This window comes from Cobetia sp. 14N.309.X.WAT.E.A4, from assembly GCF_030397495.1.
Classification (GTDB): Bacteria; Pseudomonadota; Gammaproteobacteria; order Pseudomonadales; family Halomonadaceae; genus Cobetia; species Cobetia marina.
The window spans coordinates 1-19749 of the sequence record NZ_JAPNXT010000006.1 but is presented as its reverse complement, the minus strand read 5'-3'; the positions used below and the strand labels follow the sequence as shown (position 1 = coordinate 19749).

General features: G+C 62.4%; 15 protein-coding genes and 4 tRNA genes. 7 read left to right on the top strand and 12 right to left on the bottom strand.

Translation table 11 applies throughout. The features are described from left to right. Positions 1–349: 349 nt before the first annotated feature. The gene (locus OW493_RS09670) at positions 350–1945 is read right to left on the bottom strand and encodes a helicase HerA-like domain-containing protein (RefSeq protein WP_289863989.1); all 1596 of its coding nucleotides are present in this window, start codon (positions 1943–1945) and stop codon (positions 350–352) included. Between the two features lie 637 nt (positions 1946–2582). Between OW493_RS09670 and OW493_RS09665 the strand changes: the two genes are divergently transcribed. After that, positions 2583–2942, top strand: coding sequence for a hypothetical protein (locus tag OW493_RS09665; RefSeq protein ID WP_065392586.1), 360 nt, complete (start codon positions 2583–2585; stop codon positions 2940–2942). A 181-nt stretch (positions 2943–3123) separates the two neighbouring features. Here OW493_RS09665 and nudE read toward each other — a convergent pair whose 3' ends face one another. Next, positions 3124–3753, bottom strand: a complete 630-nt coding sequence (gene nudE, locus OW493_RS09660) for an ADP compounds hydrolase NudE (RefSeq protein WP_077374968.1) — start codon at positions 3751–3753, stop codon at positions 3124–3126. A gap of 215 nt (positions 3754–3968) precedes the next feature. Between nudE and OW493_RS09655 the strand changes: the two genes are divergently transcribed. From OW493_RS09655 to OW493_RS09640, 4 genes are all read left to right on the top strand, one after another. After that, a complete protein-coding gene (locus OW493_RS09655; RefSeq protein WP_289863988.1) occupies positions 3969–4658 on the top strand; it encodes an HAD-IA family hydrolase in 690 nt (229 codons plus the stop codon). Continuing rightward, positions 4658–5050, top strand: a complete 393-nt coding sequence (locus OW493_RS09650) for a S4 domain-containing protein (RefSeq protein WP_077374962.1) — start codon at positions 4658–4660, stop codon at positions 5048–5050. The genes OW493_RS09655 and OW493_RS09650 overlap by 1 nt, the downstream gene beginning before the upstream one ends. Positions 5051–5260: 210 nt before the next feature. Continuing rightward, positions 5261–6187, top strand: coding sequence for an Hsp33 family molecular chaperone HslO (hslO, locus tag OW493_RS09645; RefSeq protein ID WP_176493583.1), 927 nt, complete (start codon positions 5261–5263; stop codon positions 6185–6187). 458 nt (positions 6188–6645) lie between these two features. Beyond that, positions 6646–8205 carry a phosphoenolpyruvate carboxykinase gene (locus OW493_RS09640; protein ID WP_077374959.1) on the top strand — a complete coding sequence of 520 codons (1560 nt, stop codon included), beginning with the start codon at positions 6646–6648 and terminating at the stop codon, positions 8203–8205. A gap of 121 nt (positions 8206–8326) precedes the next feature. On the opposite strand, the gene OW493_RS17220 is transcribed toward OW493_RS09640, so the two are convergent. Together OW493_RS17220 and OW493_RS09630 are read right to left on the bottom strand one after the other, a co-directional pair. Then, positions 8327–9196 carry a lytic transglycosylase domain-containing protein gene (locus tag OW493_RS17220; protein WP_354670151.1) on the bottom strand — a complete coding sequence of 290 codons (870 nt, stop codon included), beginning with the start codon at positions 9194–9196 and terminating at the stop codon, positions 8327–8329. A gap of 165 nt (positions 9197–9361) precedes the next feature. Next, a complete protein-coding gene (locus OW493_RS09630) occupies positions 9362–11092 on the bottom strand; it encodes a proline--tRNA ligase (protein ID WP_077374956.1) in 1731 nt (576 codons plus the stop codon). 293 nt (positions 11093–11385) lie between these two features. On the opposite strand from OW493_RS09630, the gene OW493_RS09625 reads away from it, so the two are divergent. After that, entirely contained in the window at positions 11386–12816 is a 1431-nt protein-coding gene (locus OW493_RS09625; protein WP_289863987.1) for a hypothetical protein, read from the top strand. Positions 12817–12856: 40 nt separating this feature from the next. Here the strand turns inward: OW493_RS09625 and OW493_RS09620 are convergent, their stop codons facing one another. From OW493_RS09620 to uvrY, 8 genes are all read right to left on the bottom strand, one after another. Continuing rightward, positions 12857–13288, bottom strand: coding sequence for an STAS/SEC14 domain-containing protein (locus tag OW493_RS09620; protein WP_167592971.1), 432 nt, complete (start codon positions 13286–13288; stop codon positions 12857–12859). Positions 13289–13446: 158 nt separating this feature from the next. Further along, on the bottom strand, positions 13447–14277 hold the full coding sequence (locus OW493_RS09615) for a formate/nitrite transporter family protein (RefSeq protein ID WP_289863986.1): 831 nt from the start codon (positions 14275–14277) through the stop codon (positions 13447–13449). A 300-nt stretch (positions 14278–14577) separates the two neighbouring features. Then, positions 14578–14662: transfer RNA gene (locus tag OW493_RS09610), tRNA-Leu, on the bottom strand. A gap of 384 nt (positions 14663–15046) precedes the next feature. Beyond that, positions 15047–15120: transfer RNA gene (locus OW493_RS09605), tRNA-Cys, on the bottom strand. Positions 15121–15229: 109 nt separating this feature from the next. Beyond that, positions 15230–15304, bottom strand: a tRNA-Gly gene (locus OW493_RS09600). 221 nt (positions 15305–15525) lie between these two features. Next, positions 15526–16074, bottom strand: a complete 549-nt coding sequence (gene pgsA, locus OW493_RS09595) for a CDP-diacylglycerol--glycerol-3-phosphate 3-phosphatidyltransferase (protein WP_077374945.1) — start codon at positions 16072–16074, stop codon at positions 15526–15528. 244 nt (positions 16075–16318) lie between these two features. Beyond that, positions 16319–18271, bottom strand: coding sequence for an excinuclease ABC subunit UvrC (gene uvrC / locus OW493_RS09590; RefSeq protein WP_289863985.1), 1953 nt, complete (start codon positions 18269–18271; stop codon positions 16319–16321). A gap of 387 nt (positions 18272–18658) precedes the next feature. Further along, on the bottom strand, positions 18659–19324 hold the full coding sequence (gene uvrY, locus OW493_RS09585; RefSeq protein ID WP_077374938.1) for a UvrY/SirA/GacA family response regulator transcription factor: 666 nt from the start codon (positions 19322–19324) through the stop codon (positions 18659–18661). Positions 19325–19545: 221 nt separating this feature from the next. On the opposite strand from uvrY, the gene OW493_RS09580 reads away from it, so the two are divergent. Then, positions 19546–19621, top strand: a tRNA-Ala gene (locus OW493_RS09580). Positions 19622–19749 lie beyond the last annotated feature (128 nt).

Genomic DNA, 19749 nt, shown 5'->3' with positions numbered 1-19749 from the left:
GGTAGTGCCGGCTGCTGCTGAGCTTCCAGGTCTTCCAGTGCCAGTTCGATACTGAACCAGCTGCTGTCAAGCCAGTGATCGATCACTTCTTCGTTCATGCACATCGTGAAGCCTCCCCGAGAGTGTTGGCGAGCCATTGAGTGTATGGGTGTGCTGCCGGTAAGCAGCACTCTCCAGTATGGCTGGTTCCGGGAAGACGCGAGTGAAGATCGTGTGATGCCTTGATGTCAGTCAAAGACAGGCAAACCTGCAGGACATTGACCATGTATGCCTACCCATGCCGAAGCGTGGGCAGCCCTTCGTGGCAGCTGGAAGGGCGAGGCGGTCATTGTCTTGCCCGGTCAGCGCGTCAACGACGTGTGAATGAGCGAAGGAGGCTGCGAATCAGGGAGCGTCCCAGCTGCGACCCCAGCGCGCGCATCACCGATTTCAGCAAGGTTTCCATGACGCCCTGGCGCTTGCGGCCACCTCCGGTGTCCCGAGAGGGCCTGGCGGCAGCGGGCGGCCGGGTGGCTTGCGCCCCTTCAGACCGGGCTTCTTCAGAATCAACGTTTTCCGATGGACGCTGGCTTGGGTCGCGGTCTGCCTCCCCGGGCCTGGTCTTGTCAGGCTCACGGGGATTCGTGGCATGTGAGGCTTGCGCCTGGGCGGCAAGTCGCGCCTCCAGTCGCTCATGGGCGGACTCACGATCCACGCGCTCGTCGTAGCGCCCGGCCAGGGAGGAATCGGCCAGCAGCGTGGCACGCTCCGCGTCGCTCAATGGACCGATGCGTCCTCGCGGCGGGGCGATCAGCGTGCGTTCCACCTGCGTCGGTGTGCCGTTGGCATCGAGTACCGAGACCAGAGCTTCGCCTACGCCCAGTTCCGTGATCACCTGCGCCGTATCGAGTTCCGGATTGGGGCGGAAGGTGTCGGCGGCCGTCTTGACGGCCTTCTGGTCACGCGGTGTGAAGGCGCGCAGCGCATGCTGGATGCGATTGCCCAGCTGACCGAGCACCTCATCGGGGATGTCGGCGGGTGACTGGGTCACGAAATAGACACCGACGCCCTTGGAGCGAATCAGGCGGACCGTCTGCTCCAGGCGCGTCAGCAGTGCCTTGGGGGCTGAATCGAACAGCAGGTGCGCTTCATCGAAGAAGAACACCAGTACTGGCCGGTCGGCATCCCCGCGCTCGGGAAGCTCGCGGAACAGGGTGGACAGGAACCACAGCAGGAAGGTGGTGTAGAGACGAGGGCTCTGCATCAGCTCGCGACCGTCGAGCAGATTGATATAGCCACGGGCCTGCTCTGCATGCCCGCGCGTCGCCAGCATGTCGTGGATATCCAGTGCCGGTTCGGCAAAGAAGCGTTCGCCGCCCTGCGTGGCCAGGACGTGGACCCGACGCAGCATCGCCCCCAGGCTCTGCGGACTGACGCTGCCGTAACGCGCCTCGAAGCTGTCACGCTCGCGCTCGATGTGCTTCAGCAGGCTGATCAGGTCCTTGAGGTCGACCAGCTCCAGACCCTCACGCTCGGCGTGATCGAAGGCCAGATGCATCAGGCCGCCTTGGGTCTCGTTGAGCTCCAGCAGACTAGCCATCAGCTCGGGCCCCATCGATGCCACGCTTGCGCGAACCGCGTGGCCGCTCTTGCCATGGAGGTCCCATAGTCTGACGGGGGCGGCGTGCGGCTGCCAATCATCGATCCCCAGGCTGTTCAAGCGCTCATCGATGCGAGGATGGGGAGTGCCGGCGGCAGCGATGCCGGAAAGATCGCCCTTGATGTCGGCAGTGAACACCGGCACCCCCATGCGCGAGAATTCCTCGGCCAGTACCTGCAGGGTGACGGTCTTGCCGGTGCCCGTCGCGCCCGCCACCAGCCCATGGCGATTGGCCAATGCTGCGTCCAGCGCGATGTGGCCTGCCGAACCTTGTCCCGCGCGGCCCCCTATCAGCACATCTGGCATGTGATTCTCCTGTCGTGGTCAGCATGTCGGTGGCGGTGCCCGTAGAGAGGATGGTGCTGTGCACTGCGAGTGGCCGCGAGGAAGTGTCCTTGCTTCTCAAACAGAGTTACAAAATGTTTCGTTGAGTAAAATACTGCAAGCGAATCCTGGGCATCCGATCGCACTGGATGGCTGCATCGTCGGGCTGGAGCCTGCTGCCGTGCTGTCCTGGAGCGGGGTGGGCGCTAATTAAACGCGACGCGACAATTCACTCTTGTACAAGTAATTCTCTGGCAGATCATTTTTCTTTCCTTCCTGTGCTTGAAACTCAGCCCAAGTAGTTCCATATCTTTAGGCATCAGACGCTGTGTGATGGAACACGCTCAATCAGATCAATGTCATCACTCGCCAGCTCGTCACGCTTTCACGGTACAACTCTAGTGACGGTTTTCGAGTGATCACGAGCGCTGACGATGTCACGACAGGATGTCTTGGCAACCCTTATCCGCAAGACGCAGGTGAATCGCTCGCCCGTCGTCTTGCCTGGCCCGGATGACAGAGGATCACTTCGATCCCGATGCATGCCGCGGCTCAACGGCAACGGTCGAGTGAATCATCTGCTCGCCTTTTGCATCAGACCGCTACTGGAGGATGGATCATGAACAAGCTGACTGCTGCACTCATCGCAACTGCCTTTGCACTGCCGACCGCCGCTGCCTATGCCGATCACCACGAATCCAGCAATACCGGTTCCGCCAATACCGGTGCTCACTCCACCAAGGTAGAGGGTGGCACAGCCGCTGGCCATGAAGGTGGCATGGTGCAAGACGATGCCGAACGCAATACCGAAAGTGGTTCTGCCAACACCAAGAAGGATTCCATGATGGTGGAAGGCGGGACCGCACAGTCTGAATCCGCCAAGCACGGCAAGGTGATGGACGAAGGCGAGGACCACATGGGTGTGAGCCCGGAGTCCGGCTCGGCCAACACTGCCGATGGCAGCATGAAGACCGAGTGAACGTCTTCTGATCCCGAGGTTGACTCGGGTACGGCATGATCTCGTGGTGTGTCCGGGCAGGTCGCCAGCACGATCCGTCCACTGACATCACGGGTGAAACGACAAGCCCCCGCCATTGGCGGGGGCTTGTCGTTGTCTGAAGAACAGCGCGAGAGGGTAGGGCCAGGGCACGCCCGACGCCTTACCACCAGTCGGGGCTATGGAGCTCCTCGCCGGCCAGCAGGCGTTCCCTGGCCATGAAGAGGGCGGCGATGGCCCGCGCCTCGTGGAAGTCCTCGCGTGCCAGCAATGCCGGCAGCTCGTCGAGGCGATGGCGCTCGACGACCAGAGGTTCCGGCTCATCCCCCGGCAGACGCTTCTCGTACAGGTCACGCGCCAGCATGACGTTCATGCGGTGATCCATGTAGTTGGGCGCCAGGCTCAGTTCGGCCAGCGGCTCGATGTCGTGAGCGCCGAAACCGCACTCCTCCATCAGTTCACGGTTGGCGGCGGTCACCGGGTCTTCGCCGGGGTCGATCAGCCCCTTGGGCAGGGTCAGCACGTACTGCTCCGGCCCGGCGGCATATTCACGGATCAGCAGTACGTGATCCGGGTCTGGCATGGCGACGATCATCACCGCACCATGGCCACCACTCTTGAGACGTTCGAAGCTGCGCGTCGCGCCATTCGAGAAGGTCAGTTCCAGTGCCTCGACGGTAAACAGCCGCGAGCGAGCCACCTCGCGTCGCGAGTCGATACGGGGGGGTGTCAGCGCGTCTCCATCGGCGTAGTGCCCGATGGTCGAGTGATCGGGGCGTGGCGCATCATCCATCGGAAGTCCTCAAGGCAGAGATCAAGAAGCGGGCGCCGGGCAGGCTGTCATGCCCGAGCATCGAGCTGTCGCGCCCATCGTGGCAGGCTGTGCCGGGCAGGGCAATTGTCGTGAGCTTGCCGGCATCGCTGATGTCCCATGTGGGCACATGCGCAGCGCAGGACCATGCTTTACACTATACAACCCCAAATTCCCCGCCGGCTGACAGACTACCGATGATTGACTGGACCACGATCGACACCGTGCTGCTCGACATGGATGGCACCTTGCTGGACCTGCATTTCGACAGCCACTTCTGGCTGGAGCACCTGCCACGCCGCTACTGTGAGCTGCATCGTCTCGATAGCGCGCTGCAGGCGGACCTCAAGGCGCGCATCATCAGCGAATCCGGCACGCTCAACTGGTACAGCCTCGATTACTGGAGCCGCGAGCTGAAGCTGGATGTCGTCGCGCTCAAGCGTGAGGTGCAGCATCTGATCGGGTATCGCCACGAGGCAGAGGACTTTCTCGCCTGGCTACGGGATCAACCGCAGCGCGTGGTACTGGCGACCAACGCGGACCGTCACGGGATCGAGCTCAAGTTCGGTCTGACCGGCATGGGCGATTACTTCGATGCCGTCGTCTCCTCGGCGGATCTCGGACACGCCAAGGAGGAGCAGGCCTTCTGGCATCGGCTCAACGAGATCGAGCCCTTCGAGCCGGCACGTACCCTGTTCATCGATGACAATCCCCAGGTGCTGGAGAGTGCGCGCACCTACGGTATCGCGCATCTGCTGGGCGTGCGTCAGCCAGACTCGAAGCGCAAAGCGCGTGACTTCGAGCACGTGCACGGACTGGACGGCTTTGCCGTGCTGACGGCGGGTGGCGGCCTTCATCTGGAACACGAGGAGCGCAAGGAGTCTTGATGAGTGACCAGGTACGCATCGACAAGTGGCTGTGGGCGGCGCGATTCTTCAAGACGCGCGGCATGGCCAAGAAAGCCATTGAAGGTGGCAAGATCCAGTACAACGGCAGCAAGGTGAAGACGTCCAAGACCGTCGAGGTCGGCGCCTTGATCGAAGTGCCGCAAGGTTGGGATCGGCTGGTGGTCGAAGTGCTGGCACTCAGCGACCAGCGCCGTGGCGCGCCCCAGGCGCAGGCACTCTATCAGGAGACGCAGGAGTCGCGTGCGCGCCGCGAACGGGAGGCCGAGGTGCGTCGCCTTGGCAATCAGGGCATGAGCCCGCCCGTGGGACGTCCCGACAAGAAGCAGCGGCGCAGCATCCACCGCTTCCAGCGCCAGGATTCCGAAAGCTGACGACACAGGCTCTCGCCACCCTTGCAGGGGGAAAGCCTGTGGACGTCACGTTGATACTTACCCAATTCATGACGCACGGCCCGGCCTTCGGTGCCGAAGCCGAGGCAGGCCTGCGTCGTCGCCGAGGTACATCGCGGTCCGTCGCTCGTGGTCCACGAGCTGGTGGCAGCGCTGGCCCGGTTCGAGGAGCCCCCAATGAGTGATCACGACATGCAAGACCCTGACAAGCAAGCCGGCGACGCCCACGAAGAGACGGCGCCGAATTTCGATCAGATCCAGCGATTCCTGTTCGACGCCACCAATGTGCGCGGCGAGATCGTCACCCTGGACAAGGCCTATGCCGAAGTCCTTGATCGTCATGCCTATCCCCAGGCCATCTCGCGCCAGCTGGGCGAGATGCTGGCAGCGGTGGCGCTGCTGACCGAGACCATCAAGCTGGATGGCACCATGACACTGGAAGTGCGTGGCACGGGGATCGTGCGTCAGCTGATGGCCGAGTCCAATCCCGGCGGTGAGCTGCGTGCCATTGCCCGTCTCAGTGACGAGGACGTGCTGCCGACCGATGAAGCCACGCTCCAGGCTCTGGTGGGGCAGGGGCAGATCGTTATCACGCTGGACCCGCGTGACGGCAAGCGTTACCAGGGGATCGTGGCGATCGATCAGGACAGCCTCGCCGGCTGCCTGGAAAGCTACTTCAGTCAGTCCGAGCAGCTGCCGACGCGTCTGTGGTTGATGGCCGATGCACAGCGTGCCGGTGGCGTGATGCTCCAGCAGCTGCCTGACGACGATGCCAACAAGGACCCCGATGCCTGGGAGCGAGTCGTCCATCTCGCCGACACCCTCAAGGCCGAAGAACTGCTGGTGCTTGATCAGCAGGACGTGCTGCACCGTCTCTATCACGAAGAGACCGTGCGCATCTTCGAACCCAAGGCGCTGCGGTTCGGTTGTACCTGTTCTCGTGAGCGTCTCGGCGCGGCACTGCACAGCATCGCCGCGGACGAGTTGCGCCAGATCGTCGCCGAGCATGGTGAGCTGGCCACGCAATGCCACTTCTGCCATACCCGGTATTCCTTCAATGCCGCGGAAGTCGAAGCCATCATCGAAGACCCGGCCGCAGGCAGCCCGATCGTCCACTGAGTCCAGCAATCGCGCTGGCGCCAGCGCGGCCTGTTGGCCTGCCTTGCGTCAGCTCGGGCAGTGTTGGCCGAAGTCTCGAGCGTAGGCTGTCGATGCGCAGCAGCTGTCGATGGGCAGGTGCTGTCGACGATGGGCAGGAGTGCAGGAGGGACGCCCATCATGAGGCCAGCGGCAGGGGTGGGCAGCGAGCGAGGTGAAATTGTCGGACATTTCACGTCTCGAGTGTCAGTCAATGCGCTGTCGGGCGTTGCAGCAATCAGCGTTTCCGCCCGAGTCCCTTTTTGCCATAATGCCTTGCCAGTACGGGGCTGGACGCTCCGTTGCGGCAACATGGCCTGTAGGCCATGGTCGATTCCGGCAGCATCGTTCGATACCCCAAAATAAGCCTGCGGCATGTACCGCCGGCATCTGGCAAGAGCCATCAAGAGAGAGGGCGGCCCTGAGCCGCGGAGACGCGAATGAGCAAGCATCAAGACAGTGCGGTGACCACTCACACCAATCTCAGCAGCGCAGAGCTGATCGAGCTGGCAGTGGCTCGCGGCGAAGGACGTCTGGCCGACAACGGCGCGCTGGTCGTGGAGACGGGGGCTCGCAGTGGTCGCTCCCCGAACGACCGCTTCATCGTCGATGAGCCGTCCACCTCGGACGCCATTGACTGGGGAAGCGTCAACCGCCCGTTCAGCCCTGAGCGTTTCGACGCGCTGTGGGACCGGGTCGAGGACTACCTCGGTGCGCAGACAAGCTTCGTGTCCGAACTGCACGTCGGCGCCGATCTCGAGCATTACCTGCCGATTCGTGTCACCACGGAAACGGCATGGCACAACCTGTTCGCGCGTACCATGTTCGTGCGTCCGGACAGCTTCAATGCCAAGGACAAGAGCGAGTGGACCATCCTCAACGCGCCGCACTTCGTGTGTGAGCCCGAGCGCGATGGCACCAACTCCGATGGCGTGGTGCTGATCAACTTCGCACGTCGTCGCGTTCTGCTGGCTGGCATGCGCTATGCCGGCGAGATGAAGAAGGCCATGTTCTCGGTGCAGAACTTCCTGCTGCCGGAAAAGGACGTGCTGCCGATGCATTGCTCCGCCAATGTCGGTGATGACGGCGAGACCACGCTGTTCTTCGGTCTTTCCGGCACCGGCAAGACCACTCTGTCCGCCGATCCGGCGCGCCATCTGATCGGCGATGACGAGCACGGCTGGGGCGAAGGCACCGTCTTCAACATCGAAGGGGGCTGCTACGCCAAGTGCATCGACCTCTCCGAGAAGAACGAGCCGGTCATCTGGAATGCCATCAAGTTCGGCGCCGTGCTGGAAAACGTGGTGCTGGACGACCGTCGCGGTGCGGATTACGGCGACGACACTCTCAGCCAGAACTCGCGTGCGGCCTACCCGCTGGAGCACATCGAGAAGCGCGTTCCGGAAAATCGTGCCGGTGAGCCGAATGCCATCGTCTTCCTGACCTGCGACATGTCCGGTGTGCTGCCTCCGGTGTCCGTGCTCAGCAAGCAGGCGGCCGCCTATCACTTCCTGTCCGGCTACACCGCCAAGGTCGGCTCCACCGAGATGGGCTCCACCGCCGGTCTCGAGGCGACCTTCTCCACCTGCTTCGGCGCGCCGTTCTTCCCGCGCCCGGCGCGTGAGTACGCGGATCTGCTGATCAAGCGCATCGAGGCGTTCGGCTCGCGCGTCTATCTGGTCAACACCGGCTGGACCGGTGGTGCCTACGGAGAGGGCGGCTCACGCTTCTCCATCCCGACCACCCGCAGCATCATCAGCGCGATCCAGAACGGCGCACTCGCCGATATCGAGACGCGTCACATCGACGTGCTCAACCTGGATGTGCCGGTGCGTGTGCCGGGCGTCGATTCCAGTCTGCTCGACCCGCGCGAGACCTGGGAAGACCGCGCTGCCTATGACAGCAAGGCGCGTGACCTGTCCGCCAAGTTCGTCGAGAACTTCAAGAAGTTCGCCGGAGTGGATGAGGCGATCATCGCGGCGGGCCCGACGCTGGTCTGATCGACCGCCGTTCTCGTGATACGCCAGACGAAAACGCCTCGCTCGGGTGACCGAGCGAGGCGTTTTCATGTCCGGACAGCGATGACACCGCCTTCGGATCACGGCTGCGACATGGCGTGGCTCAGGGGCTGCCACCGGCGGCCAGAGAGCGACTGGCAGGCGCATCCAGCGCCTCTTCGTCTGATAGCGGGTTGCCGGTGGTGTTGGCGCTCAGGATGGCCTCCGTCGCCAAGGCGTCCTGTGGTGCCATCCTGCGCTCGTCGTGGGCCGTATCAGGAGGCTCGGGCATGTTCTCTCCGGGCATTTCACTGTCCGGCAGGCGCTCGGCGACGAAGGGAGCGGGAGCCTGATACCACCAGCGGGTGGTCCAGGCGCGCATCACCCGTTCCGGGTACCAGGTCTTGCCGAGGCTGCCATTGTAGCGGGCCAGTGCATCGGTGATGTCGCCCTTCTCACGCTTGAGGTAGTGGGCGAGGATGGTGGCGCCGTAGCGCAGGCTGGTGTCCTGGTCGAGCAGGTTGTCGCCCGGCTCGCCGATCTCGCGCTTCCAGAATGGCATCACCTGCATCAGCCCTCGTGCGCCGGCATGGGATACCGCCGTCGGCTTGAAGGCGCTTTCCACCTGGATCACGGCCAGAATCAGCTCCGGTGCCAGCCCCGTGCGGGTGGCTTCGCGGCGGATCTTGCGCAGCAGGTCGATCCGGGCGGCGCGATCGGGCATGTAGCGCTCCAGACGCTGCTGCATGCTCAGCACCCAGTGCAGGGCATCGATGGGGTCGTCGAAGGCTTCAGGCTCTGCCAGCGCTTCTCTCAGGCTTTCACGCAGTGCCGGAGAGAGGCCGTGCTCGGGGATGGCGGCCGCAGCATGGAGGGGCGCGCTCTGCAGCATGGCTACCATGCTGCCCACCACGAGACAGGCTGCTCCCGCCAGGTGGCGGAGCAGGCGTTGTTGGTGTGGAGTACGAGCGCCTTCGGGGCGTGGTGTGGTCATGCGCAGTCCCTGCGTATCGGTCATGCCGGCATTATGCCGTGTTCGCGGCGTTGACGTTAATGACCCAGTCAATCAGCCGCCTGAAACGACGACAGCCCGCCCCCCGAGAGGGAGGCGGGCTGTCGTGCTTCGCGTCAAGGAAGCACCCTGGGCGGCGCCTGAGGCTTACTTGCCGCTGCGCTCGGCCAGGAAGTCCATCAGGTTGTCGACGGGGACCATGGTCGCGTCCGCGTCCGTGCGGCCCTTGTACTCATACTCGCCGTTGTCGAGACCGCGATCACCGATCACCAGACGATGCGGAATGCCCAGCAGTTCGCCATCGGCGAACTTGTTGCCTGGACGCAGGTCACGATCATCCAGCAGGACATCGTAGCCTGCGGCGGTCAGCGCCTGATAGACACGCTCGGAGGTCTCGCTGACGCGCACGGACTTGTGGGCATTCATCGGCACGATGGCGATCTGGAAGGGCGCGATGGCTTCCGGCAGCACGATGCCGCCCTTGTCGTTGCCCTGTTCGATGGCCGCGGCCACCACGCGGGTCACGCCGATGCCGTAGCAGCCCATCCACAGCGGCTTGGCCTTGCCGTTCTCGTCGAGCACGGTGGCGTTCATGGCATCGGAGTACTTGGTGCCCAGCTGGAAGATATGACCCACCTCGATACCGCGCGCGATGTCGATCACGCCGTGACCGTCCGGTGACGGGTCACCCGCGACGACATTGCGGATATCGGCGACTTCCGGCAGCGGCAGGTCGCGCTCCCAGTTGAGGCCGAAGTGGTGCTTGCCTTCGATGTTGGCACCGGCACCGAAGTCGCTCATCAGAGCGACGCTGCGATCGATGATGATCGGCATCTCGAGTCCCACCGGGCCCAGCGAGCCGAAGCCGGCGCCGACGGCGGCACGCACTTCCTCATCGCTGGCCATGGTCAGCGGCTCGGCGACCTGTGGCAGGTGTTCGGCCTTGATCTCGTTGAGCTCGTGATCACCGCGTACCATCAGCGCGACCAGCCCTCCCTCGACACCTTCGGCCGCCTTGACGATCAGCGTCTTGACGGTCTTCTCGATGGCCAGGCCATGCTGCTCGACGAGGGCGGCGATGGTCTTGGCATTCGGCGTATCGACCAGCTGCATGTCCTGAGTCGGTGCAGCGCGTTGCGGCGTCTCGCCCAGCGGTGCGGGCAGAGCCTCGCACTTCTCGATGTTGGCAGCGAAGTCGGAGCCGGTAGAGAAGGCGATGGCGTCTTCTCCGGAATCGGCCAGCACGTGGAATTCGTGGGAGCCGGTACCACCGATGGAGCCGTTGTCGGCAATGACCGGGCGGAAGTCGAGACCCAGGCGCGTGAAGATGCGCACGTAGGTGTCGTACATCACCTGATAGGTGTCCTTGAGCGAGTCTTCGCTCAGGTGGAAGGAATAGGCATCCTTCATGATGAACTCACGGGAGCGCATCACACCGAAGCGCGGACGAATCTCGTCACGGAACTTGGTCTGGATCTGATAGAAGTTGGCCGGCAGCTGCTTGTAGCTGTTCAGCTCGCGACGCGCGAGGTCAGTGATGACTTCCTCGTGGGTCGGGCCGACGCAGTAGTCGCGCTGATGACGATCAACGACACGCAGCAGCTCCGGGCCGTACTGTTCCCAGCGACCGGATTCCTGCCAGAGCTCGGCAGGTTGCACGGCGGGCATCAGCACTTCCTGGCCGCCGGCGCGGTCCATCTCTTCACGGACGATGCGCTCGACCTTGCGCATGGTGCGCAGACCCAGCGGCATCCAGGTGTAGAGCCCGGAGGTCAGGCGACGAATGAAGCCGGCACGCAGCATCAGCTGGTGGCTTATGACTTCAGCATCGGACGGGGTTTCCTTGAGAGTGGAAATCAGCAGTTGACTGGCACGCATGGGCTCAGCGATCCCTCGACTTGTCGCTTTGATCGGTACGCTTCGCAATCGCGAAGCAAGAACAGGCAGGACTTCGGCACGCCAACGGCGGGCGTATCAGCGAAGCAGACTGGGGGCATTGTACTGCCGCGAGGCTTTGTGGGGCAAAGTGCTGCGACAGACTGGAAAAAAGTGCGCCGGCCTGCCGATACTGGTGCAGGGCGCAGGGCGTCCTGTGTCAGAGGCATGAGGGCACTGCAGGACGAAGACTGCCTCGTCAGGTGACGGGGAGGGTCGCACAAGGAGAGGTGGACATGGCGTCACAGGATCATCACGCAGGATGCGCGCCCGTCAGACGACACCCGCGGTGGCGGACCGCTCTGGTGCTGATGGTGCTGATGTCATGTCTGGGGCTTTCCCTGTGGCTGGTGAGCCACCATCTGCCGATTCCCTTCGTCGATGAGGGAGTCCATTTCGCGCAGATCCGCCAGTTTCTGGAGGGCGACTGGCATCAGCATCCCAAGCTGACCACGCTGACGCTCTATCACGCCAGCATGGCGCTGGTACTGATGACGCTCCAGACGCTCGGGGACTGGCTGAATCTGCCGCTGGCGACAGCCACCATGACGGGACGCTGGCCACAGATGCCGTCGGTGGACTGGGTGCGCGGTCTTTCGCTGGTGGGCTTCAGCGTCATGGCGTTCCTCCTCTGGCGGGCATTGCCGCAGGGCTACCGGCGTCTCGCTCCTTCGCTGGAGGCGCACGACGCTCGTCACCAGGCCAGCCGTCAGTGCTGGCAGTGGCTGTGGCTGCCGATCATCTTTCCCTATCTGGCGCTGGTGTATACCGACCCCTGGATCATCGCGCTGGTCGCGTTGCAGCTCGTCGCACTGGTGCGAGAACAGCGTCTGCTGTTGCTGGTATTGATCATGGCGGGATTGGGGTTGCGTCAGGACAGCATCGTGCTGCTGGGGTTGTGGGGCGGCCTGCTGCTGTGTCTGACCCATCACAAGGCCGTGAGCGAGGCGCGGATGGCAGGACTGGCGACTCCCTTGCGCGCGCCGCTCTCTCGGCTCTCCACCTGGTGGGCACTGTTCATCAACTGGTGGTGGGTGCTCGGGCTACCGGTGGTCGCCTTTCTCGGCTTCCTTCTCTGGAATGGCGGCATCGCCATGGGAGATACCACGCGCCATCAGGCCGGTTGGCACACCGGCAATCTCGGCTATTACCTGGCGGTGATCGGCATGGTGTTCCTGCCGCTGTGGCTTTCGGACCTGCCGCGTCAATGGCAGGGGATGAAGCGTGCATGTTCGCGGGAGGGGTGGCGGCGAGGAATGCCGTTGCTGCTGCTGGCGGTCGGCCTGTGGCTGGTGCTGGCAATGAGCTTCGAGCTGACCCATGACTACAACTTCCAGCGCTGGACGATTCGTAATGTCTGGCTGATGTGGTGGAACGAGCACCCGGTCGCGCGCTGGATCACCCTGCTGATGTCGACCAGCGTGGCCTTCTGGTGGCTGAGAGCACCGTTGAGACTGGGGCATGGTGGGCTGCTGCTGGTGATGCTCGCGCTGATGATCTGCACGCGGGAATTGATCGAGACGCGCTACATGCTGCCGTTGATCACCGTGTACCAGCTGCTGCGTGTGCCTGAGCGTCCCGCCGTGGAGCGCGCGATGACGCTGTGGGCCATGGCGATGGGAGTGATGCTGCTGGCGGGACTGGTGCTGACCCGCACCTTGCCCTGAAAGCCGTAGGGCGAGGGAGCAAGGTGCGGACTGGAGGCTGTCAGGCCTCGTCGTGCTGATGGCGGGCTTCTGCCGAGGCGTGCGGATCGGTGCTCGGAGTGCTGCCACGGGGCGACTCGGCCACCCAGGCATAGGCGGCTTCTCGCTCGGCAGGCGAGAAGTGGCGGACTTCGATGGAGCGCACCAGATGCTTGCTGAATTCGGTGACGTGACGCAACCACTCGGCCTTGCTGATGATGGCCTCGCGTTCGAAGTCGCCAAGATGACGCAGGGCGTAGCCGATATCGTTGAGCAGCGCGGCCGGCGTGATCAGCCCGAAGCGCTCGATTTCCACCAGCAACGAGATGCGCTCATGGCGCGCGAGGCGCTCATCACATTCGCGGATCACGGGAGCGAGCGACGCCTGATCGATGCTGCCTTCCAGCCGCAGGGCGACGACGTGATCAGCGGGACTCTTGAGCAATGTCAGCATGTTGGGCTCCTGCACGTGAGCGTGGTGGGGGAGTGGGTCACACAGCCACTCTGACAGCGATGTGACACATTTCAGTGTAGTCGCATGTAGCCATCGCAGCAGGCGCATCTGCGCGCCAGCATCACGGGGAGGGCGTCATGACGGCGTACCCCGGCCTGTCACTTACACCGTTTCGGACGCAGTCCGTACCACAATGGCAGCGCGACCAGCAGGCTGCCGCCCAGCAGGTTGCCGATGCCTGCCGGCAGGATGTTCCAGCGCATGGCGTCCCACCAGCCGGGGCCTTCTCCCGTCGGCATGATCATCGAGAAATAGGCCATGTTGGCCGGGCTGTGCTGGAAGTTGCCTGCCACGAACAGACTGACGGCCAGCACGATGGGCACGAACTTGTCGATGATGGTCCTGCCCATCACGGCGAGAAATGCCGCCATCCCGACCATCCAGTTGCCCAGCATTCCCGACAGCACCAGCGAGAACCAGCCTTCGGGACCTCCTGTCTGCTGATAGTGCATCTTCTTCGCCACCAGTTCGGCCAGCAGCTGATAGTGCTGGGGGGAGTAGACCTGTGCCACCGAGATCACCCAGCCTGTCAGCATCGTGCCGAGCAGATTGCCTATCCAGGCCAGTACCCAGAACTTCAGGCCGCGCCGCAGCATGTCACTGCGGGAGCAGTTGAGCGCACTGACCGGCAGGATGACATTGGCCTCGGTAAAGAGGGCGGCACCGGTCAGGATGACGAGGAAGAAGCCAACCGAGAACCCGACCCCCTGAAGCAGCAGCTGCAAGCCATGTGTCTCGACCCCGGTCGACAGCAGGATGGAAAACAGCGCCCCCATGGTGATGAAGGCGCCGCCCAGAATGGCCAGTACCAGAATGCGGGGGGCTGACAGGGTATGGATGTGTTCGCAGGCTTCTCGACAGATTTCCTGTGCCACATCACGGGAAGCGATGAACTGGGCGGCAGGGCGGTGGGACGAATCGTCGGACATGGGGAGTTCCTTCGGCCATTTCATGAGGCGGCAATGAGGTGGGGCGGCAATGAGATAATGCACACTCACGTGGGCTCAGAGGAAATAGACTTTGGGGAGCAGAGAAGCCAATTCAATCGCACAGGGCACCTGGCGGTGAGTATCGAGCAGGTAATGGCAGCTCAGCAGGGGGTGGCATCTGGCGAGGTTTCTGGACGACAGGCATGAAAAAGCGCCGCCCGGACATGATGAACATGACATGGCGACGCTCTTGAATGCTGCTTGAGTCTGTCCTGCTTGGCGTGGTGCTGCCTGAAGCGATGGTACGGCCAGCCGGACTCGAACCGGCACGCCCGAAGGCAGGAGATTTTAAGTCTCCGGTGTCTACCGATTCCACCATGGCCGCGCAGACTGGCGCATAACTTAGCATATTTCAGAACAAGGTCAACTTTAATGCGTGACATACGAGGGTTAACTGATTGTTCTGCAATCCCTTTGCCTCATCACTGAGGGCAGTGGTGCACATGACGCGCGTTCGGGTATCCGGCGGACAGGCGCAATGAATCCTCTGCACAAGACGTGTGCGACAGGGGTTCAGGCAAGGATGAGGAATGAAAAGACCAGCGGGAAATGATGCAGGTACTGAAGGCGAAAATCAGAGAAGACCGACAGGGAGTGTCAGTGATTCAACAGATGAAACGAGATGGATAAAGTAGAAAAGCAAGACGACCAGGAGGGAAGGTGTCTTGTCCATTTCAGTGCAGGACAGGGGATGTCAGGCGTTCTGAAATGGAGGCTGGAGTCGGAATCGAACCGGCGTACACGGAGTTGCAGTCCGCTGCATGACCACTCTGCCATCCAGCCTCAATGATCGAGATGTCAGTCGAAACTGATGTCTGATCCGAGGTTTCTCTGCGCGTTGCGCAAGAGAATTGAGTCAATGTCGAAGTGCCGTCAAGGCCACCTGTTTCATTGGAGCGGGAAACGAGATTCGAACTCGCGACCCCAACCTTGGCAAGGTTGTGCTCTACCACTGAGCTATTCCCGCTGAACTCGAGGTCGAATTATACGGATAATTCCCATGCTGTCAAACAGTTAATGAAAAAATGTCTCGCAGACCTGGTGGTCGGAAACGACGACGCCCACCTGCCGAAAGGGCGGGTGGGCGTCTCGAGAACTGGCCTCTGCCAGTCGGGCAACTTGCTGGGCCCGCGTCGTACTGAACATTCGTCGTGCTGAGCATTTGTCGTGCTGAACATGTGCCGCGTGTCAGACGGAACGTATCAGTTCCGGCCATGCCGCACGCAGGTAACTGATCATCGACCATAACGTCAAGGCAGCGGAGATATACAGCAGGCCGAGGCCAGCATCGCCCCCGAGACTGCCTGGGGAGAAGTACAGCAGCATGAACAGGGCGAGCATCTGGGCAGCGGTCTTCAGCTTGCCGACCCACGAGACTGCCACGCTGCCGCGCTTGCCGATCTCGGCCATCCATTCGCGCAGTGCGGAGATGACGATCTCGCGACCGATGATGATCAAGCTGGGAATCGTCATCCACAGGCTGTCGTAGCGTTCGATCAACAGTCCCAATGCCACGGCGACCATCAGCTTGTCAGCCACCGGGTCCAGGAAGGCGCCGAAGGGCGTCGTCTGATTCCAGCGTCGCGCGAGATAGCCATCGAACCAGTCGGTCACTGCCGCCAGGGCGAACAGCAGGGCGGTGACGGGCAGGCTCCAGTCATATGGCAGATAGAAGCACACCACCAGCAGCGGAATGAACAGGATGCGGATCAGAGTCAGGATATTGGGAATGCTCATCGTGACGGCACGAGTCCTTGCATGAAGCGTCGGGTGGCTGGGCGAAATCAAGGGCGACGCCCCGAAAGGGCAGATCGCTCCGCTAGCGCCGCACAAGTCGTCTATTCTAGCCTGCCGGTGAGGTATTCAGCCATGCCAAACCGCAGGATATTCAAGCCGACTTCCGTTACCCCTGCCTGTGCGGCAGGCTGAGGGTGACAGAGGTCGGCGTGGGGTGTCGATGTATCCCCTGCTGCATGATCGGTCAGCCGTGCAGTGCCTGATGGATCACCTCGGCAAGGGATTCGCTGATGCCGGGCACCCGCGCCAGTTCCGGCTTGGAGGCCTGCTTGACCCCCTGGAGTCCCCCGAAGAACTTGAGCAGTTCCCGGCGGCGCTTGGGCCCGACCCCCGCGATGCCCTCGAGACTCGAGGTGCGGCGCGCCTTGTCACGCTTGGCGCGGTGGCCGGCAATCGCGAAGCGGTGCGATTCATCACGGATATGCTGGATCAAGTGGAGCGCCGGTGAATGGCTGTCGAGATCCAGGGTGTCATGCACCGTCTCGATGAACAGCGTCTCCAGGCCGGCCTTGCGCGTGGTGCCCTTGGCGACCCCGAGCAGGATGATGTCGGTCACGCCGAGCGACACGAAGACCTCACGCGCCATGTTGAGCTGACCCTTGCCGCCATCGACCAGCAGGATGTCAGGGCGCTTGCCTTCTCCCTCCTGCAGACGCTTGAAACGTCGCGTCAGCGCCTGCTGCATGGCGGCGTAGTCATCACCGGCCGTCACCCCCTCGATGTTGAAGCGTCGATAATCCGACTTGATGGGGCCCTCGTGATCGAACACCACGCAGCTGGCCACGGTCGCCTCGCCGTGGCTGTGGGAGATGTCGAAGCACTCCAGGCGCTTGGGCACTTCCGCGAGTCCCAGAGCATCGCGCAATGACAGAAAGCGATTGGAGAGCTGCTGGCGGCTGGCCAGCTGAGTGGCCAGATACTGCTCGGCGTTGGTCTGTGCCAGCGTGAGCCACTGGGCGCGATGGCCACGTACCTGGTGTGCCACGCGAACGCGGCGACCGGCTTTCTCGCTCAGTGCACCTTCCACCAGCGGCGCATCCTCGAGTGCCAGTGAGGTGAGCACCTCATCGGGCATCTCGCGATCCTGACCCAGGTAGTACTGACTGACGAAGCCGGTCAACAGCTCGCTGCTGGTGAGGTCCAGTCCGTTGCCCGGCGAGAAATGACGCGCTCCGAGCATGCGCCCCTGGCGGACTGACAGCACGCTGATGCACAGTCCACCCGGGCGCTCGGCGAGTGCCAGAATGTCGGCATTGCCGGTGCCGGTATCGACATATTGCTTCTCCTGCATCCGACGCAGCTGGGCGACCTGATCGCGCAGGCGTGCCGCCTCCTCGAATTCCAGGCGCATGGCCGCATCTTCCATCGCCCGACTCAGCTCATCGGTGACCTGATCGCTCTGGCCGTTCAGGCACATCACCGCGTGTTCCATGTCGCGACGATAATCCTGCTTGCTGATGTAATCGACGCACGGCGCAGTGCAGCGGTTGATCTGATATTGCAGGCACGGACGCTCACGATGCGCGAATACCGAATCCTCGCAATTGCGCAGCCGGAAGATCTTCTGCATCAACGTCAGCGATTCCCGCACTGCCACGCTGCTGGGATAGGGGCCGAAATACCGGCCATCGTTGCGCTTGTGGCGCACGCGCTTGAACTCCAGCGCCGGATAGTCGTGATGCTGGCTGATGAAGACGTAAGGGTAGGACTTGTCGTCGCGCAGCAGGATGTTGTACGGCGGGCGCAGCTCCTTGATCAGGGTCTGCTCAAGCAGCAGCGCTTCCGTTTCGCTACGGGTGATGGTGACCTGGACATCCGCGATGCGCCCGACCAGTGCCTGGGTCTTGGCATTCAGGCCGGTATTGCGGAAATAGCTGGAGAGGCGTGCCTTCAAGCGCTTTGCCTTGCCGACATAGAGCACCTCGCCGGCGGTATCCAGCATGCGATAGATGCCGGGCGCATCACTGACATGCTTGAGGAAGTGGCGCGGATCGAAATCATTCGCCTCGGCCGCCGGGACGGAGGCATCGCTGGTGATCAGACGACTGGACACCCGAGCGGCGTCACTGCGCTCGCGGTTCGCGTTGGACTCGTTGGCGGATTCCGGTGGCGTGGAATCGGGATGCTGCTTGGCCATGGGGTTCCTCGTTCGGAGATGTCGCCAGTCTATCAAACAAGCCGAAGGCCCGATCAAGGGAGCTGCATGTCCATCTTCAGGTGCCGTGGCTGTCTTCAGGGGCAATGCGCATCGGCAGGCAAACAGATCAGATTGGGGCGGGTGTCCCGCGCAGCAAGGGGGCAGGAGACGCGGCGGGGTGGGATGCCCGGCGATGTCGGGCGCCGCCATGCCCATCGAGAGATGCCAGGCGAGCGATGCCCGTGGAGAGATGTCAGTGGAGAGAAGGAAAGGCCAGCAAGACGATAAGAAAAAAGCCCACGGCCCGATGATGCCTCCCCTGAGGGATGGTGTCATCGGGCCGTGGGCTTTCCCGTCAGCGAATCACTTCGCTGTCGCCTGCGTGGCTCAATCCGACAGCGGCCGAGCCTCGAGAGCATAGTCGTCGAGCAATTGATGGCGCATGGCCAGATGCGTCATCTCGACGTCACTGGTCACGCCCAGCTTCTCGAAGATGCGATAGCGATAGGTATTGACGGTCTTGGGGCTCAGGTGAAGGCGGTCGGAGATCTCGTTGACGCGATGACAGTTGACGATCATCAGCGCCACCTGCATCTCGCGGGTCGAGAGTTGCTCGAAGGGATTGCTGCATCCGGTGTCCATGCCCGAGAACACCAGGCGTTGCGCGATCTCCGGGGTCAGGTAGCGTTCGCCACCGGCGACTCGGCGAATGGCGCGAATCATTTCATCGAAGGGCGTGCCCTTGGAGATGAAACCGAAGGCCCCTGCTTCCAGCAGGCGTTTGGCGAAGGATTCCTCGAGATAGGCGGTCAGGACGATCACGCGAACTTCCGGCAGGCTGCGAACGATCTTGCGCGTGGCTTCAAGTCCATCGACGCCGGGCATGCGAATGTCCATCAGCACGATATCCGGACTGTGCTCACGGCAGAGTTTGATCGCGGTTTCGCCATCCGAGGCTTCTGCAATCACCTTGAGCCCATCCTCTAGCTCAATGGTACGGACGATGCTGGTACGCACCAGGTGGTGGTCATCAGCGACAAGAACCTTGATCAAGGCGGCTCCAGTAAAGATGTCATCAGGCGTGTTAGTTAGTATGGCTTTCAATGTACCCATTGGCCATGGGCTTGTCGATGCCACTGTCATCCCGTGCGTCGCATGCAAGATGACCACCCTTCATCAGCGTGCTTCGTGACGGTGAACGCGGGAAATCGCTGCAAAAATAAGGGGTTGACGGCTTGTCATGTGGTCTGTAGTATTCGCTGCATCGTGAGCACGGGGCCTTAGCTCAGCTGGGAGAGCGCAACACTGGCAGTGTTGAGGTCAGCGGTTCGATCCCGCTAGGCTCCACCATGTCACGAGATGCCAGCATACCGGCATGCAGGGTCAACTCTGCGAAGTATGGCGCGCAACTTGAGCGCGCAGTGGGGCCTTAGCTCAGCTGGGAGAGCGCAACACTGGCAGTGTTGAGGTCAGCGGTT

What these genes read in the sequence shown, in the direction of transcription:
- OW493_RS09670 (WP_289863989.1), bottom strand. Translation starts at nt 1,945, where the DNA reads ATGCCAGATGTGCTGATAGGGGGCCGCGCGGGACAAGGTTCGGCAGGC.
- OW493_RS09665 (WP_065392586.1), top strand. Translation starts at nt 2,583, where the DNA reads ATGAACAAGCTGACTGCTGCACTCATCGCAACTGCCTTTGCACTGCCG.
- nudE (WP_077374968.1), bottom strand. Translation starts at nt 3,753, where the DNA reads ATGGATGATGCGCCACGCCCCGATCACTCGACCATCGGGCACTACGCC.
- OW493_RS09655 (WP_289863988.1), top strand. Translation starts at nt 3,969, where the DNA reads ATGATTGACTGGACCACGATCGACACCGTGCTGCTCGACATGGATGGC.
- OW493_RS09650 (WP_077374962.1), top strand. Translation starts at nt 4,658, where the DNA reads ATGAGTGACCAGGTACGCATCGACAAGTGGCTGTGGGCGGCGCGATTC.
- hslO (WP_176493583.1), top strand. Translation starts at nt 5,261, where the DNA reads ATGCAAGACCCTGACAAGCAAGCCGGCGACGCCCACGAAGAGACGGCG.
- OW493_RS09640 (WP_077374959.1), top strand. Translation starts at nt 6,646, where the DNA reads ATGAGCAAGCATCAAGACAGTGCGGTGACCACTCACACCAATCTCAGC.
- OW493_RS17220 (WP_354670151.1), bottom strand. Translation starts at nt 9,196, where the DNA reads ATGACCACACCACGCCCCGAAGGCGCTCGTACTCCACACCAACAACGC.
- OW493_RS09630 (WP_077374956.1), bottom strand. Translation starts at nt 11,092, where the DNA reads ATGCGTGCCAGTCAACTGCTGATTTCCACTCTCAAGGAAACCCCGTCC.
- OW493_RS09625 (WP_289863987.1), top strand. Translation starts at nt 11,386, where the DNA reads ATGGCGTCACAGGATCATCACGCAGGATGCGCGCCCGTCAGACGACAC.
- OW493_RS09620 (WP_167592971.1), bottom strand. Translation starts at nt 13,288, where the DNA reads ATGCTGACATTGCTCAAGAGTCCCGCTGATCACGTCGTCGCCCTGCGG.
- OW493_RS09615 (WP_289863986.1), bottom strand. Translation starts at nt 14,277, where the DNA reads ATGTCCGACGATTCGTCCCACCGCCCTGCCGCCCAGTTCATCGCTTCC.
- pgsA (WP_077374945.1), bottom strand. Translation starts at nt 16,074, where the DNA reads ATGAGCATTCCCAATATCCTGACTCTGATCCGCATCCTGTTCATTCCG.
- uvrC (WP_289863985.1), bottom strand. Translation starts at nt 18,271, where the DNA reads ATGGCCAAGCAGCATCCCGATTCCACGCCACCGGAATCCGCCAACGAG.